General features: G+C 64.0%; 13 protein-coding genes. 5 read left to right on the plus strand and 8 right to left on the minus strand.

The annotated features are described in order from the left end of the window. Nucleotides 1–134: 134 nt before the first annotated feature. The 4 genes from NKH17_RS20895 to gcvA all read right to left on the minus strand — a co-directional run bounded on the left by NKH17_RS20895 (nucleotide 135) and on the right by gcvA (nucleotide 5553). The gene (locus NKH17_RS20895; RefSeq protein WP_352808492.1) at nucleotides 135–1439 is read right to left on the minus strand and encodes an ABC transporter substrate-binding protein; all 1305 of its coding nucleotides are present in this window, start codon (nucleotides 1437–1439) and stop codon (nucleotides 135–137) included. A 162-nt stretch (nucleotides 1440–1601) separates the two neighbouring features. Continuing rightward, the gene (locus NKH17_RS20900) at nucleotides 1602–3059 is read right to left on the minus strand and encodes a hypothetical protein (RefSeq protein ID WP_352903138.1); all 1458 of its coding nucleotides are present in this window, start codon (nucleotides 3057–3059) and stop codon (nucleotides 1602–1604) included. Nucleotides 3060–3081: 22 nt separating this feature from the next. Then, nucleotides 3082–4386: a nicotinate phosphoribosyltransferase gene (gene pncB, locus NKH17_RS20905; protein WP_352477005.1), complete on the minus strand. Its 1305-nt coding sequence runs from the start codon at nucleotides 4384–4386 to the stop codon at nucleotides 3082–3084. A gap of 192 nt (nucleotides 4387–4578) precedes the next feature. Next, nucleotides 4579–5553, minus strand: coding sequence for a transcriptional regulator GcvA (gene gcvA / locus NKH17_RS20910; protein ID WP_352477004.1), 975 nt, complete (start codon nucleotides 5551–5553; stop codon nucleotides 4579–4581). A 182-nt stretch (nucleotides 5554–5735) separates the two neighbouring features. Here gcvA and speB point away from each other — a divergent pair, with 182 nt between their 5' ends. The 4 genes from speB (at nucleotide 5736) to NKH17_RS20930 (ending at nucleotide 9062) form a co-directional block, all read left to right on the plus strand. Beyond that, nucleotides 5736–6797 (plus strand): agmatinase, encoded by a 1062-nt coding sequence (gene speB, locus NKH17_RS20915; RefSeq protein WP_352477003.1) that lies wholly within the window; start codon nucleotides 5736–5738, stop codon nucleotides 6795–6797. A 136-nt stretch (nucleotides 6798–6933) separates the two neighbouring features. Further along, complete coding sequence (locus NKH17_RS20920) at nucleotides 6934–7743, plus strand: transporter substrate-binding domain-containing protein (protein WP_352477002.1); 810 nt, start codon at nucleotides 6934–6936, stop codon at nucleotides 7741–7743. A 6-nt stretch (nucleotides 7744–7749) separates the two neighbouring features. Beyond that, nucleotides 7750–8418 (plus strand): amino acid ABC transporter permease, encoded by a 669-nt coding sequence (locus NKH17_RS20925; RefSeq protein WP_352477001.1) that lies wholly within the window; start codon nucleotides 7750–7752, stop codon nucleotides 8416–8418. After that, entirely contained in the window at nucleotides 8415–9062 is a 648-nt protein-coding gene (locus tag NKH17_RS20930; protein ID WP_352477000.1) for an amino acid ABC transporter permease, read from the plus strand. Before NKH17_RS20925 ends, NKH17_RS20930 begins: the two co-directional genes overlap by 4 nt. Before the next feature lie 17 nt (nucleotides 9063–9079). Here the strand turns inward: NKH17_RS20930 and NKH17_RS20935 are convergent, their stop codons facing one another. Then, complete coding sequence (locus NKH17_RS20935; RefSeq protein WP_352808494.1) at nucleotides 9080–10483, minus strand: MATE family efflux transporter; 1404 nt, start codon at nucleotides 10481–10483, stop codon at nucleotides 9080–9082. Nucleotides 10484–10715: 232 nt separating this feature from the next. On the opposite strand from NKH17_RS20935, the gene NKH17_RS20940 reads away from it, so the two are divergent. Then, on the plus strand, nucleotides 10716–11297 hold the full coding sequence (locus tag NKH17_RS20940; protein ID WP_352808531.1) for a histidine phosphatase family protein: 582 nt from the start codon (nucleotides 10716–10718) through the stop codon (nucleotides 11295–11297). A 19-nt stretch (nucleotides 11298–11316) separates the two neighbouring features. Here NKH17_RS20940 and NKH17_RS20945 read toward each other — a convergent pair whose 3' ends face one another. From NKH17_RS20945 to NKH17_RS20955, 3 genes are read right to left on the minus strand one after another with little or no spacing between them, the layout of a single operon-like run. After that, entirely contained in the window at nucleotides 11317–12903 is a 1587-nt protein-coding gene (locus NKH17_RS20945) for an FGGY-family carbohydrate kinase (RefSeq protein WP_352808495.1), read from the minus strand. Continuing rightward, nucleotides 12900–13583: an HAD family hydrolase gene (locus NKH17_RS20950; RefSeq protein ID WP_254815839.1), complete on the minus strand. Its 684-nt coding sequence runs from the start codon at nucleotides 13581–13583 to the stop codon at nucleotides 12900–12902. Before NKH17_RS20950 ends, NKH17_RS20945 begins: the two co-directional genes overlap by 4 nt. 15 nt (nucleotides 13584–13598) lie before the next feature. Beyond that, nucleotides 13599–15077, minus strand: a complete 1479-nt coding sequence (locus NKH17_RS20955) for a mannitol dehydrogenase family protein (protein WP_352808496.1) — start codon at nucleotides 15075–15077, stop codon at nucleotides 13599–13601. Nucleotides 15078–15123: the final 46 nt, after the last annotated feature.

The following is a 15123-nucleotide window of genomic DNA, read 5'->3' on the forward strand; positions in this document are numbered from 1 at the left end:
CATCCCCCTCGCCCGCCAACCGGGTATCCGCTGGTTGGCGTGGGCTCGGCGTTGGTTTATCTCGACCGCGCGCGCCGGGGCCGCCAGGCCAGAGGGGGGTGTCTTGGCGCTCACGCTTGCTGCGGCAGCCAAGCTCACAGCGCCTGCGTCGTGTAATCCCCTTCCGGCTCGTAGAGGCCGTCCTCGATCTTGGTCTTGTGGACGACATTCAGCCGGCCGCCTTCGACCTTGGAGATGTTCTGGATGCCAAAACACTGGTGGATCTTGCCGTTGAAGGTTTTCGGCCCCTGCGGATGCTCGGGCCCTTCGGCGAACTCGGTCAATGCCTCGGTCGCCTCGACCAGCTTGGCGCGGTCTTCCGGGCCCTTGTAGCCGGCGTCTTCCATCGCCTTCTTGACGACGTAGAGCGTTTCCCAGCAGCCGAACATATGCGCGGCGGTGGAGACGTCCTTGGGGTCGCCGACGGCGGCACCATTGTCGTCGATGCCGACGGCGGCGCGATAGGCCTTCTGCGCGGGGGAATCATCAGGCTGCGCGTAGCGCGGCGAACCTTCCCAGAAATGGCTGCCGTCAAGGAATTCGAGGCCGGGGCTGTTGATGTCGGTAGCTTCGAGCGAATCGATGAAGCCGAACAATTGTGGCCGATTGGAGCCGTAGAACTCGCCGAGTTCCTTGACGAAGGTGAGCACCGCCGGGCCGACCATGACGTGGTAGATCACCTCGGTCTCCGCGGGGATCTGCGGGAAATATTTGGTGAAGGAGGATTCCGTCGGGGGGATGGCGATCTGGGCGATAACCTCGGCGCCTTGCGCCTTCAGGGCCGGCGGCAGGTAGTCGCGATGGTCGTAGCCGAAGGCGAAATCGGGAAATATCTGCGTCACCTTCTTGCCGGCATTGGCGGCAATCCACGGCGCCACCGACTGGATCTGGCTCTTCACATCGGTGATGCCGGGCTGGAAGACGTAGCGGTTCAACTTGGTCGACGCGACGTGGTGGCCTTCGCTAACGACGAAATAGGGCATCTTGGCCTCGCCGGCGGCCGGCGCCGAGCCGATGACGACATGCGAAAACAGCGTGCCGTAGACGATGTCGGTCTTGTGCTGGGAGGCGAACTTGCCGACGACTTCGGCGCCCCGGCCGGGATCGGTGCCGTCATCCTCGATGATCACCTCGACCGGCCGGCCGTTGATGCCGCCAGCATCGTTGATAGCCTTGACGGCAGCGGCCGTGGTCTTCTCGTACCAGCGGCCATAGGCGGCGCCGATGCCGGTGCGGTGCGACTGAAAGCCGATCTTGATCGGCGCCGAGCTCTGCGCCTGGCTGTAACGCACGAAACCCGGCGCGACGGCAAGACCGGCGCCGGCGGCAAGGCCCTTCAGCGCCGTGCGGCGGGTGAGAGCGGATCTGGAGAGATCGAAAAACCCATTCTTGTCAGTCACGGCAGTTCCCCTTGTTTTTGAGCTTTGACCAATGGCTGTCGCAGGCAGGCCACTCTTGTTAAGAGGGCCGAAAATCGCATGTGTACAAACTAAATCACCAAAGCTCTGACGTGGCAAGCGAGCTTTCCCCAAGGTTCGATTGACGGCCATCGCGCACCTCGTTCATCCGGCGCTCGGCGTCGCAAGCAGCCATAGGCCGAGGACGGTATAGGCGATCATCAGCACGGTGAGCGGGAACTGGCTGAGCGCGGCGCGAGCCGGAACGGGATGCAGCCGCCAGGCCAAGCCATGAGCGACAAGCACTGCAAGCATGTGGCCGGCCATGATGACGCCGGCCTGGAGGTTCCACAGCCACCACGCCGAGCCGGCGCCGGCGACAACGCCGGCTTCAATTGACATGTCGGCGGTACCGAACAGGTTCCAGCCCAGCGCAAGCGGGTCGGAAAGAGCGGCAATCGCATATTGGCCGTCGACCAGCAGCGCCGTCAGATAATGCGCGAAGTGGTAGGCGAGCGCGATCGGTACGATCGACCAGACCAAAAGCCCGGCGGCGTGACCGAGCGAATGCTTGCTGCCGGCAAGGTGCTGGCCAAGAAAGACGGCGAGCGCGAACACGGCTGCAAGCACGGCAAAGCTCAGCGCAAGGCCGAAACTGCCGATGCCGATCAAAGCGGTGCGTCCAGGAAACTCCAGCGGATTGATGCCGAACCAGCCTAGCCAGAAGAAGGTTTTCGACAGGCCGTCGAAGGACACAGACGACAGCGCAAGCAGCAGGAAAGCGACGCCGCTGAGCGGTAGCGGCGCGGCGCCGAGCAGCTTGGCACCCGGCCAGCAGAGTTTGAGCCGGCCGTCCTCGTTGCGCTCGACGATGGCGAAGTGCCCTACCATGGAAAAGAACACCGTCAGGAACTCGCCGCGCCGGCTCCAGTCGCGGTATCCGAAGACCTGCATGGCGGCAAAGCTCAGCAGCCAATAGGCGCCGGCCGCCCAGGCCAGCCGCGCCGGATCGTCGGGCGCAGGGTCGATCAGCTCGAACCAGGCGAAGGCGAAGAACAGCACGAAAGCCGGCCAATAGCCGAGCCACTGGGGGAGCAACTGCGGCTGCGATCTGCCGAACCGGTGCGAGACGACGCGGCACGGCCCGTACCACGGATTGGCCCACGACCAGAGATCGCCGGCCAACCCCTGCAACAGAGCCAACCCAACCCAGAGCAATGTCCATACGGTCAGCGGCAGCGGATTGGAGAGCGGATCGCGGCTGCCGAACAGGCCGGCGGCAATCAGAATTGCAAAGCCGGCAAAGGATACCAGGCTGGCGGCAGTCCGCGCGCCGTCGCCAAAGGCGAAAAGCGGCAGGCGTTTGCGCCAGAAGCGGTCGAGGGAGTCCGGCGGGAGTAGAGCGAGGATCAGGAAGCTGGCGGCAACGGCGAGCGCGCCACCCACGGCGTAGTAACCGGTGGGAAGCAGCAGGACGTGGCCGCGGTCGGAGGCATGGGCGAAGGCGGGAGTGGGCGAGAATGCAAAGGCAACAACGACGAGAGCTAGACTGTAACGACGGGGCTCTACGGCGCCCCCCTCTGTCCTGCCGGACAGGACAGAGGGGGGCGCGAAGGAACTCATACTACGCAAGAGTCCCCCCACCTCACACTTTCACCAGTTGCTCCACGCGATCCTTCTGGCCGAATATCCGCAAATAGCGCTCGATCTCTTTCTCGTCGCCGGTCGACTTGGCCGGATTGTCGGAAAGCTTGACCGCCGGCCTGCCGTTGGCTTCGGTGACCTTGCAGACCAGCGAGATGGCGTCTAGCCGGTTGGTCTCGGTCGGCGCGCAGCCCTCGAAATCATTGGTCAGGTTGGTGCCCCAGCCGAAGGACATGCGCACCTTGCCGCGGAAGTGGCGGTAGGTCTCCTCGATGGTCTCGACCTCTAGCCCATCCGAGAAGATGAGCAGCTTCTGCTTGGGGTCCTTGCCCTTTTCGCGCCACCAGGAAATGATCTTCTCGCCGCCTTCGATCGGCGGTGCGCTGTCGGGGCGGAAGCCGGTCCAGTCGGCGACCCAGTCCGGTGCATCGCGCAGGAACGCCGCGGTGCCGAAGGTGTCCGGCAGTACGATAAGCAAGTTACCGCCGTAGTAGCGCTGCCAGTCCTGCAGCACGTTGTAGGGCGACTGTTTCAATTCCTTTTCCGAATTGGTGAGCGCGGCGAACACCATCGGCAGTTCATGCGCGTTGGTGCCGAGCGCCTCGAGATCGTTGTCCATGGCGAGCAGCACATTGGAGGTGCCGGTGAAGGCCTCGCCGATGCCCTCCTTCAACGCTTCGACGCACCAGCGCTGCCACAGGAAAGAATGGCGGCGGCGGGTGCCGAAATCCGAGATGCGGATGCCGGGCAGCGCCTTCAGCCGCTCGGTCTTGGCCCACATCTTGGCCTTGGCGCGGGCATAGAGCACGTCGAGCGCGAACGGCCCGAACGCCCGCATGGCCGCGCGCGATCGAAGTTCATTGATAATTGCCAGCGCCGGGATCTCCCACAGCGTCGTGTACATCCACGGGCCGCTGAAGGCGAGTTCGTATTGGCCGTCGCGCTTGGAAAGCTCGTATTCGGGCAGTCGGAAATTTTCCAGCCAGGCGAGGAATTCCGGTTCGAAGATCTGCTTGCGGCCATAGAAGGTGTTGCCGCCGAGCCAGATCATCTCTTTCTTCGAGAAGCGCAAGGTGCGGGCATGGTCGAGCTGCTCGCGCAGCTCCGTCTCATCGATCTCCTCGGCAAGGCGGACCGAGGTGGTTCGGTTGATCAGCGTGAAGGTGGCGTCGACCTTGGGATACATGCCCCAGATCATCTGCAGCATCAGAAGCTTGTAGAAATCGGTGTCGAGCAAGCTACGGACGATCGGGTCGAGCTTCCAGGTGTGGTTGTAGACGCGCCGCGCTATATCGGTCTTTGCCATCGCTCAATGCGCCTTCGCTGCTCGCTCTAGCTTTTGTCTATCGCAATTCCGGATGGAAAACCGCTGGGCACTTTTCCTGGAATTGCTCCAAATGCCTCTTAGCATCGAATTTTTGAACGCGCCTCCCGCTTTGCGGGCTGGCCCGACAAAAAGAAGCCCCTGCGGCAAGCGGCGCCTGCGGCAGTTTCGGCCTCAGGATGCGGTCTTGGAGCCGACCACCTTGAGCGCTGGACGCTTGCGGCGAATGCCGATGCGACCTGCCACCGGCGCGTCGGCGCGGCGGTCGGCCTGCTCTTTCTCGGCAAACAGCCAGTCGATGAACAATTGCACGATCGGCGCCGACCGCATCTCGTTGCGGCAGACGACGTAGAAATCGTCGACCGCCGGCACGGAAAGGCTGAACGGGGCGACAAGCAGACCCCGGGCGAGCAGTCCGCTTGCCGTCACCGTATCGCCGAGCGCCACGCCATGGCCGTGAACCGCGGCCTCGGTCGCCATGCGCGCATCGCCGAGATGATGGCGGCGGCCGCGCTCGAGGTCCAGTGCGTCGGCGGCGGCCAGCCAGGTGTGCCATTCGCGGCCGTCATCGCCATGCAGGAAGACGTGATCGGCGAGGTCGCGGACGGTGCGGATCGGGCGGTTGTTGATCAGCGTCGGACTGACCACCGGGAACAGTTCGAGACCCGACCATTTGCGCATCCAGCAGTCGGTCCAGCTGCCGTCGCCATAGTGCACGCAGACATCGATGTGCGGGGCGCGGACGTCCTTGGCGTCATTGGATGGGATCAGCGTCAGCCTGATATCCGGATATTGCGAGGTGAAGCTGCCCAGCCGCGGGATCATCCACAGCAACAGCAGAGCCGGCACGCACGATACCGACAGCGCGCCGGTGCTGGCCGGCCGTGTCATGCGCTGCGTGGCGGCGGCAATGCCGTCGAAGGCGGTCGACACCGCCGGCAGCAACTCGGCGCCGTGCGGCGTCAGCTTCACCCGCTGGCCGGCACGCTCGAACAGCTTGACGCCCAATGATTGCTCGAGCGCCTTGATCTGATGACTGATGGCGCCGTGGGTGACGTTCAGCTCGGCCGCCGCCTTACTCAGCGAGGCATGGCGCGCCGTCGCCTCGAAGGCGCGCAGCGGATTGAGCGGTGGCAAACGCTTGGCCATTTGGAACCTGAACTCTGTGAGATTTTCTCACAGCGAACACCCTAACAATATCAATTGATTTTTCAATGCAGCTACAGGACACTTTGCCCAGGCATTGCATCAAGACGTGAAATCTGCAGGCAGCCAACGCTGCGGCTATCGAGGCCGCCGTCCGCGCACCGCACCAGCCATGGAGGACCGACATGGGTTACGACCGCGGCAAGCTCGAAGCGTTGCGCCGCAAATATGGCGAGAGCCATGGCGGCGAAATGTTCGACCCGAAATTCCAGCGTGTCGCCGACAAGATTTTCTCCAAGACCGGCACGCGGCTGGCGCCCTATTCCGGCATCCCGACCTTCCTCGCGGCGCCTTATCGTGAGATCGCCGCCGACAATCCGGATTTCGGCGATCTGCAGGTGGCAATGATCGGCGTGCCGATGGATCTTGGCGTCACCAACCGGCCGGGCGCCCGTTTCGGGCCAAGGGCGTTGCGCGCCATCGAGCGCATCGGCCCCTACAATCATGTGCTGGAATGCGCGCCGACGCATGAGCTGAAGGTCGCCGACATCGGCGACGTGCCGTTCCAGAGCCGCTACCGGCTGGAGACCAGCCATGACGACATCGAACGCCGCACCAACCAGATCGTCGACGCCGGCGTCCTTCCACTTTCGGTCGGCGGCGACCATTCGATCAGCCACCCGATCCTGAAGGCTGTCGGCAAGAAGGCGCCGGTGGGCATGATCCATATCGACGCCCATTGCGACACCAGCGGCCTGTTCGACATGACCAAGTTCCACCATGGCGGGCCGTTCCGCAACGCGGTGCTGGACGGCGTGCTCGACCCGAGCCGCACCATCCAGATCGGCATTCGCGGCTCGGCCGAATATTTGTGGGAGTTCACCTATGAGTCCGGCATGACCGTGGTGCATGCCGAAGAGGTGACCGGCCTCGGCATTCCCGCAATTATCGAGAAGGCGCGCAGGATAGTCGGCGACGGCCCGACCTATGTCTCCTTCGACATCGACAGCATCGATCCGGCCTTCGCACCGGGCACCGGCACGCCGGAGGTCGGCGGGCTGACGACGCGCGAAGTGCTCGAGCTGCTGCGCGGCCTGAAGGGCCTCAACATCGTCGGCGGCGACGTCGTCGAGGTGGCGCCGCAATATGACGCGACCACCAACACGGCGCATGCCGGCGCGCAGGTGCTGTTCGAGATCCTCAGCCTGATGGTGTTCAGCCCGGCGATTGCCGGCAGGGCAGGCTGACGCAGCTCGACCATGATCCCGAAAGTGGGAACCGGTTTTCGGAAAAGATCATGGTCCACTAGAGAATCCAAAGGCGACCGCCGCGCTGGAGCCGGCGGTTGCATTCAACAAACAAGCTTCCAGCAGGGGAATGACAATGACACTTCACATGAAGCTCAAATCATCCATCGTCGCCGTGCTGATGTTCGGCGCGACCGGTCTTGCTTTCACCACCCAGGCCGCCAATGCCGACGCCATCGACGACATCGCCAAGGCCGGTGCCATCAATGTCGGCATCTTTTCCGACTTCCCGCCCTTCTCCTCGGCCAGCGCCGACATGAGCATCAAGGGCTACGACATCGACGTGGCGCAATCCATCGCCGACCAGCTCAAGGTCAAGCTCAACCTGGTCAGCGTGACCGGCCAGAACCGCATTCCGTACCTGACCGACAAGCGCGTCGACCTGCTGATGAGCGTCGGCTACTCCAAGGAGCGTGAGCAGGTGATCGATTTCGCCGCCGCCTACGCACCCTACTACATCGCCGTCATCGGCCCGGCAGCACTCTCGGTCAAAGGCAAGGAAGACCTTGCCGACAAGTCGATCGCCGTCAATCGCGGCACGCTGGAGGACACCTCGCTGACCGAGGCGGCACCCGCCTCGGCCGACATCCGCCGTTTCGACAACTATAATTCCGTCATCCAGGCGTTCATCTCGGGCCAGACCCAACTGATGGTGGTCGGCAACGATGTCGGCGCCCAGGTGCTGGCTCGCCAGGAGGAACTGAAGCCGGAGCAGAAATTCCAGCTTCTCACCTCGCCCTCGCATATCGGGCTCAACAAGAAGGAAGACCGCCTCAAACAAGCGGTCAACGATGCGGTCGCCAAGATGCTGGCCGACGGCAAACTGGACGAAAGCTCGAAGGCCTGGCTGAAGACACCGCTCGATCCCGCCAATCTCAAGGATTAACCGCCAGTGACCTATAGCCTCGACTTCGGCTGGCTTGCCGGGGCGACAGGGGCGATCGCGCGCGGCGCGGCCACGACGATCCTGCTGATCGCTGTGACCACGCTGGCGGGAACGTTGCTCAGCATCCTCGGCGCGGCAGGGCGGCGGAACGGTCCGCTGCTGCTCAAGCGGGCGATCGGCTGGTATGTCGAGGTGATCCGCAACACGCCGTTCCTGGTGCAGCTGTTCTTCATCTTCTTCGGGCTGCCCAGCATCGGCGTCAGGCTCGATCCGGTGCTGGCGGCCATGTTGGCGATGACGCTCAACATGGCCGCCTACACGATCGAGATCGTTGGCGCCGGGCTCGACGCGGTGCCGTCCGGGCAGACGGAAGCGGCACTGGCGCTTGGGCTCAGGCCACGCCAGGTCTTCATCAAGATCGTGCTGCCGCAGGCGCTCAAGGTGATCTATCCGGCGCTGACCAGCCAGATCGTCATCATGATGCTGGAATCCGCCGTGGTGTCGCAGATCGCGGTGCGCGAGCTGACCTATGAAGCCGACATGCTGCAGGCGCGCACGTTCCGGGCTTTCGAGACCTATTTCGTGGTGACGATGGTCTATCTCGCCCTGTCGATTGGGCTGCGCCGGCTGCTGGTCGGCGGCGGCCGCCGGCTTCTTGGAGCCGGCGTGTCATGATCGAATTCACCTTCTGGGACATTCTGCGCAACCTGCTACTGGCCGCGCGCTGGACGGTGCTCTTGTCGTTGGCCGCCTTTGTCGGCGGCGCCGTGGTTGGTATGGTCGTGCTGTTCTTCCGGATCGCCAAGAATAAATGGGCGCGGCGGCTTGCCTCCGGCTACATCGCGCTTTTCCAGGGCACACCGCTGCTGATGCAGCTCTTCCTGATGTTCTTCGGCTTGCCGATGCTTGGCTTGCGCATCGAGCCGTGGACCGCGGCGGTGCTTGGCCTGACCTTCTTCGCCAGCGCCTATCTCGCCGAGATCTGGCGCGGCGGCGTCGATGCGCTGCCGCCCGGCCAGTGGGACGCCGGCGCCAGCCTCGGCCTGCACTACCTGCAGGAGCTCAGGCTGATCATCCTGCCGCAGGCGTTTTCGATCACCCGCGCGCCGACCGTCGGCTTCCTGGTGCAGCTGATCAAGTCGACCGCGCTGACCTCGATCATCGGTTTCGAGGAGCTGGTGAGGACATCCAACGCGATCAACAATGCGACCTTCGAACCGTTCAAAGTCTATGGGCTGGTAGCGCTGATCTTCTTCGTCATGTGTTTCCCGCTAACGCAATACGCACGTTCGCTCGAGCAGCGGGCGGCGGCCCGCTGAGCCGGGCGACCAGCAATTCAACGCCCGAATACCAGCGGCGGCGCGATTCTGTCCCGCCGCAGCCAGCGCCCCAGCAGGAGTGCAGCAACCACCGCCAGTCCCGACGACAGGCCGATCCAGATGCCGACGCCATGGAAGCCGAAACGGAAGGCGAGCAGCACGCCGAGCGGCAGGCCGATGCCCCAATAGCCGATCGCGGCGTAGATCATCGGCACCTTGGTGTCGTGCAGGCCGCGCAGCATGCCGCTGGCTACCGCCTGCGCGCCGTCAAAAACCTGGAACAGCGCGGCAAAAGCGAGGAACGACACGGCAAGCGCCACCACCTCGGCATTAGCCGGATTGCCCACATCGATGAAGGCGCCGATCAAGAGATGCGGCCACAAGATCATCACCAGCCCCATCAGCGCCATGAAGGAGACACCGACGACATAGGCGGTCCAGCCAGCCCGGCTGACACCTTCCGGATTGCCGGCGCCGTGGGCGAGCCCGACGCGCACCGTCACCGCCTGGTTGAGGCCGAGCGGCACCATGAAGGTGACCGAGGCGATCTGGATGGCGATCGCATGGGCGGCAAGCGAAGCCGCATCGATCAGGCCCATGAGAAAGGCCGCCGCGTTGAAGATCGTCACCTCGAACGCCAGCAGGCCGGCGATCGGCAGGCCGAGCCGCAGCAGGCCCTTGAAGCGCGGCCAATCGGCGCGCCAGAAGCGTCCGAACAGACGATAGCGCCGGAACTTCTTCTCAAGCATCACCACCGTCGCCATGCCGGCGAACATCAGCGTACTGGACAGAGTGGTGGCAAGGCCGGAGCCGGCGATGCCCATCGATTGGATGCCGAGATTGCCGAACATGAACAGCCAGTTGAAGAAGGCATTGCAGGCGACGGCAACGAAAACGATGATCAGTGCCCAGCCCGGCCGCTCCAGCGCCGAAATGAACGAGCGCAGGACGATGTAGCCGAAAAAGGGCAGCACCGCCCATTCGAGCCAGCGCAGATAGATACCCGCCTGGTGCGCCAGCGCAGGCTCCTGCCCCATGGCCAGCAACACGCTCTCGCCGTGCCAGAGAAGGACCCATATCGGAAGGCAGATGAGGATCGCCAGCCACAGACCCTGGCGCACGGTGCGGCGCAGGTCGCGCACCGAGTGGCGGCGACGGCCGAGCTCGGTCGCCATCATCGGCGAGGTCGCCAGCATCAGGCCAAGTCCAAAGATCAGCGGCATGAAATAGAGGTTGGCGCCAAGCGCGCCGCTGGCCAGCGTGTCCGGCCCCAGCCGCCCCATCATCATGACGTCGGTAGCGGTCATCGCGGTCTGGCCGAGATTGGTCAGCACCATCGGCCAGGCGAGCGCCAGCATCGCCCTGATTTCCCGACGCCAAAGGTTTTCCGGCGCGCGAGCGTCGGCTTCGATCGCAGACATTCCAGTTTTCCGCCTATCCGATTGCGGCACGTCGGCAAGAGCCGGAAGCCGCGTCTCAGCGCGGAAAATGGCCAAGATCGGCCGGATTCCGCATTACGACGGGTTTGTCTATCAAATGGGCACCGGTGGCAAGAGGCTGACTTGCGGAAGGGTTAAGCCAGTCAGCTCAATGCAGGCTATTGGAGAGGCCATGGAAGCCGCTATGGTCACGGTGGATTCATTTGAAGGCACCCTGATGAGCGCGTTTCCCGAAATCTATCTGGTTCGGCATGGCGAGACGGAATGGAGTGCGTCCGGAAAACATACCGGCCGGACCGACATACCGCTGACGCCGGCCGGCGAGGACGCTGCGAGGCGGGTCACTGAGCGGCTAAAGGGCCTGTCCTTCTCGGCGGTGTGGTCGAGCCCGTCGCAGCGCGCCTTCAACACCTGTGCGCTGGCCGGCTTCGGCTCTTCGGGCGTAAAGAAGGGCGATCTGGCGGAGTGGGATTATGGTGCCTATGAGGGATTGACCACCAGGCAAATCCTTGCCGAACGTCCAGGCTGGCGTCTCTTTCGCGACGGCTGCCCGAGGGGAGAATCGGCCGCGGACGTCGGCTCGAGGGCGGACCGCATCGTCAGCCAGCTGCGCCAGGCCAACGGCAACATCCTGGTGTTTTCAAGCTCGCATTTCCTGCGAGTGCTGGCTGCGCGCTGGCTCGGCCTGCCGCCGCAAGACGGCGCGCTGTTCGTGCTGGATACCGCCAGCATAAGCGTGCTCGGTTATGAGCATGATCTCGACGAGCCGGTTGTTCGGCGCTGGAACCAGCGATAGCGCGTGAAAGCCGTTCGACCTATATGATCGCGTCCAGCGCCCGCCTTTGCCTGTGCATTTCGAGGAACACGCGGTAGTCGCGGTCGAACCGGCCGGCGGCAGCCGGATTGGGCTCTCGCGTCCTGCCGCCTTGCTGCATGGCGACGCAGGCGGCATTCAAATCGGGAAAAAGCCTGGCCGCGGTGGCGGCAATCATGCCGGTGCCGAGCAGCACCGCCTCGTCCGCCAGCGGCTCGACCACCGTGCAGCCGGTGGCGTCGGCATAGAGTTCCATCAACAGCGGGTTCTTGGTGTGGCCGCCGGTGACGTGCAGCGTGTCGATCAGATAGCCGTTTTCGTTCAGTGCTTCCAGCACATGGCGGACGCCAAGCGCGATGCTGACGGCGGTGCGCCAGTAAAGCTTGCACAGGCTGTCGAAGGAGGAATCCAGCGTCAGTCCGCTGATGACGCCGACGGCATGCGGGTCGGCAAGCGGCGAGCGGTTGCCATGGAAATCCGGCAATACATGCAGCCTTGCGGCGAGGTCGCCACCCTCGGCGGCGCGCAGCTCGGCGACGCGGCGGGCGATCTTGGCATGCATTACGGCATCCGGCTCGCCGCCGGCGCCATGCCAGCGGATAATGTGATCGAGCAGCGCTCCGGTGGCCGACTGGCCGCCTTCCGACAGCCAAAGGCCGGGAAGGGCTGCGCCATAATATGGCCCCCAGACACCGGCGAAAGGCTGCGGATCTGGCGACATCGCCATGACGCAACTCGACGTACCGGCAATCAGGGCCAGATGGCGGCCGATGTTCGTCGCGTCACCTGCGAAACCGCCGAGCACGCCGAGCGCGCCGGCATAGGCATCGATGACGCCGGCGCCGACCCGGCATTTTCCGGTGAGGCCAAGCTCCGCCGCGGCTTGCGCGCTGAGCGGACCGATATCTGCGCCGACCGGGCTCGCCTTGTCCGGCAAATTGCCGTGCTCGAAAAGGTCGCCGAGCCCGACCGCTTCGAAGAAGTCGCGCCGCCAGCCGGTCGCTTCATGGGCCAGATAGGTCCATTTGGCGGTCAGCGTGCATTGCGAACGAGCGAGCGAGCCGGTCGCCTTCCAGGTGAGGAAGTCGGTGAGGTCGAATAGGTAGCCGGCTTCGTTCCATGTTCCGGGCAAGTTGCGCTTCAGCCACATCAGCTTCGGCGTTTCCATTTCCGGCGACATGACGCCGCCGATATAGTCGAGCACGGCGTGGCCGCTTTCGGTGCATTCATCGGCCTCGGCAATTGCGCGATGGTCGAGCCAGACGATGGTGTCCCAGCGCCTTCCGCCTGTAACGGACACGCTGAGCTGGCCGCCATGCCGGTCCCGCACCACCAGCGAGCAGGTGGCGTCAAAAGAGATGCCGACGATATCCTCAGCCTTCACGCGCGCCTTTTCGCGGGCAGCACGCACGGCACTGCACACCGCCGACCAGATATCCTGCGAATCGTGTTCGGCGTGATCGGCCTTCGGCTGTTGCATGGCGATCGGGTGCTCGGCGCGGCCGAGCAAGGCGCCACCGGTGTCGAGAATGCCGGCACGGGCGCTTCCGGTGCCGACATCGACCGCGCAAACGAAACTGTTGGTCAAGGTGTTCTTGCTCTCGCTCCCAGGCCTGCAATCAGATCGGGCAATTGCAGCATGTCAGCGAATATAAAGTCCGGCTCACTTGACGCAAGCCGCGCTTTCAAGGCCGGGTTGCCGGTGTGCGAGCCGCCGGTGAAGGCAAGGACGCGCATGCCGGCCGCCCGCGCCGCTTCGATGCCGGCCGGGCTGTCCTCGACGACGAGGCAGTTTCGCGGGGCCGCCCTCATTTTATCTGCTGCGTGGAGAAAGAGATCGGGCGCCGGTTTGCCCCGCGCCACCATGGCAGCGCTGAACAGATGCGGCTCCAGCAGCCCAAGCAGCCCCGTAACCTCGAGCGCATAGCGGATGCGCTCCAGCGTGCCGGAGGAGGCGACGCAGCACGGCACGCCGAGCTTCGGCAGGACCTGTGCGATGCCTGGCATCGGTTTCAGCTCCTGGCGGAACTTGCGCATCAGTTCGGAGCGCATCTCGGTCAGATGCTGGTCGGTGAGATCGAGCCCGAAGTCGCTTGCGAGGATTTCGCGGACGCTCTTCATGCTCTTGCCAAGGAAGTGCTCATAGGCAATGTCCTCGCTGACGTTGCCGCCGGCAAGCGCGATCATCTCCAGCAATGCCGAGACGGACAGCATCTCACTGTCCACCAGCACGCCGTCACAGTCGAAAATGACCAGTTCAGGCGTCATCGCGCTGGATCGGCTTCAGAGGTCGCCGGCGAGATAGCGCGTCAGTGTCGCGCGCGCGCCGTCCGCCCACAGCGATTTGAGCGCATGGGCGAACGCCTCGGCGAAGGACGGCGAGCGGCCGACATCGCCATAGATGTCCTCCATGGCAAGCCAGGCGCCAGGCATGTCCCTGGCCGCCTTGGCCGTCGACTGCAACCGGCCCCAGTTCGGGTCGTTGGGCTCGGTGACGGCGCCGGAATCCGTCGTGCCGAAGCAGTAGCGACACCAGAGCGCAGATTCCAGCGCCAGGCCGGTGACGCTTTTGCCAGCCTTCAGCCGGTCGGCGATCGTCGGAATGATGAATTTCGGCTGGCGGTTGGAGCCGTCGAGGCAAAGCCGGCGTATGGTGTCGCCGATCTTCGGATTGGAGAAGCGGTGCTCGATGAGCTGGTAGTAATCTTCGAGGTCGGTGTCCGGAACCGGCGGCACGGTCGGGATGATTTCATTATGCTCGAGCTTGTCGAGGAAGCCGCGTACCAGCGGCTCCTGCATCGCCTCATGGACGAAATGGATGTCCATCAGCCCGGCCGGATAGGCGATGGTCGCATGGCCGCCATTGAGAATGCGTATCTTCATCAGCTCATAAGGCGCGACGTCGCTGACGAACTGCACGCCGACCTTTTCCAGCGGCGGGCGGCCGTCGGTGAAACGGTCCTCCAGCACCCATTGCTTGAACGGTTCGCAAAACACCGGCCAATTGTCGTCGAGGCCGAACTCGCTGGCGAGAATGCCGCGCTCGCGGTCGGTGGTGGCCGGCGTGATGCGATCGACCATGCCATTGGGAAAGGCAACCTTCTCGCTCACCCAGTTTGCCAAACCTTCGTCGATCAGCCGCGCAAGGCCGATGACGCCATCTGAGGTGACATGGCCGTTATGGGGGATGTTGTCGCAGGACATGACGGTGAAGGGCACGATACCGTCGGCGCGGCGGCGTAGCAGCCCGGCGAGGATGAGGCCGAAGACGGTCTTCGGCGTCGCCCCCGGCTCAGCGTCGGCAACGATGTCGGGATGTGTCGGATTGAAGACGCCAGAAGCCGGATCGATGAAATAGCCGCCCTCGGTGATGGTCAGGGAAACGATCTTGATCGCCGGATCGGCAAGCCGCTCGACGATTGCGATCGCGTCGCCAGGCACCAGGAAGTCGATCATGACGCCGGTGACACGCGCGCTCATATGGCCGCTGTCCTGCTCGACCACGGTGGTCAGCCAGTCCTGCTCCTGCAGCTTGCCGCGGCCGACCTTCTCGCCCTCGAAGACGCCGGCGCCGACAATAGCCCAGTCGTGGCCAACCCCCGAGTTGAACAGGTCGTCGAGGTAGACGGCCTGGTGCGAGCGATGGAAATTGCCGACGCCGAAATGCACGATGCCGGCCTTAAGCGCGGCGCGATCGTATTTCGGGCCGGCGACCTTGGGCGGCAGCTTGGCTAGGATGGAAGAAGAGAGTTTCACGGTCATCTGCTTTACCCTTTAGCGGGACGGCTCTTCCCCCCGTGGAGGAGAC

Origin of the sequence: Mesorhizobium sp. M1334, from assembly GCF_040317995.1 — a bacterium.
Taxonomy (GTDB): Bacteria; Pseudomonadota; Alphaproteobacteria; order Rhizobiales; family Rhizobiaceae; genus Mesorhizobium.

Excerpts from the sequence above, each read along its gene's own strand:
- gcvA (WP_352477004.1), bottom strand. The coding sequence starts at position 5,553 with ATGGCCAAGCGTTTGCCACCGCTCAATCCGCTGCGCGCCTTCGAGGCG.
- NKH17_RS20950 (WP_254815839.1), bottom strand. The coding sequence starts at position 13,583 with ATGACGCCTGAACTGGTCATTTTCGACTGTGACGGCGTGCTGGTGGAC.
- pncB (WP_352477005.1), bottom strand. The coding sequence starts at position 4,386 with ATGGCAAAGACCGATATAGCGCGGCGCGTCTACAACCACACCTGGAAG.
- NKH17_RS20920 (WP_352477002.1), top strand. The coding sequence starts at position 6,934 with ATGACACTTCACATGAAGCTCAAATCATCCATCGTCGCCGTGCTGATG.
- NKH17_RS20930 (WP_352477000.1), top strand. The coding sequence starts at position 8,415 with ATGATCGAATTCACCTTCTGGGACATTCTGCGCAACCTGCTACTGGCC.
- NKH17_RS20935 (WP_352808494.1), bottom strand. The coding sequence starts at position 10,483 with ATGTCTGCGATCGAAGCCGACGCTCGCGCGCCGGAAAACCTTTGGCGT.
- NKH17_RS20900 (WP_352903138.1), bottom strand. The coding sequence starts at position 3,059 with ATGAGTTCCTTCGCGCCCCCCTCTGTCCTGTCCGGCAGGACAGAGGGG.
- NKH17_RS20955 (WP_352808496.1), bottom strand. The coding sequence starts at position 15,077 with ATGACCGTGAAACTCTCTTCTTCCATCCTAGCCAAGCTGCCGCCCAAG.
- speB (WP_352477003.1), top strand. The coding sequence starts at position 5,736 with ATGGGTTACGACCGCGGCAAGCTCGAAGCGTTGCGCCGCAAATATGGC.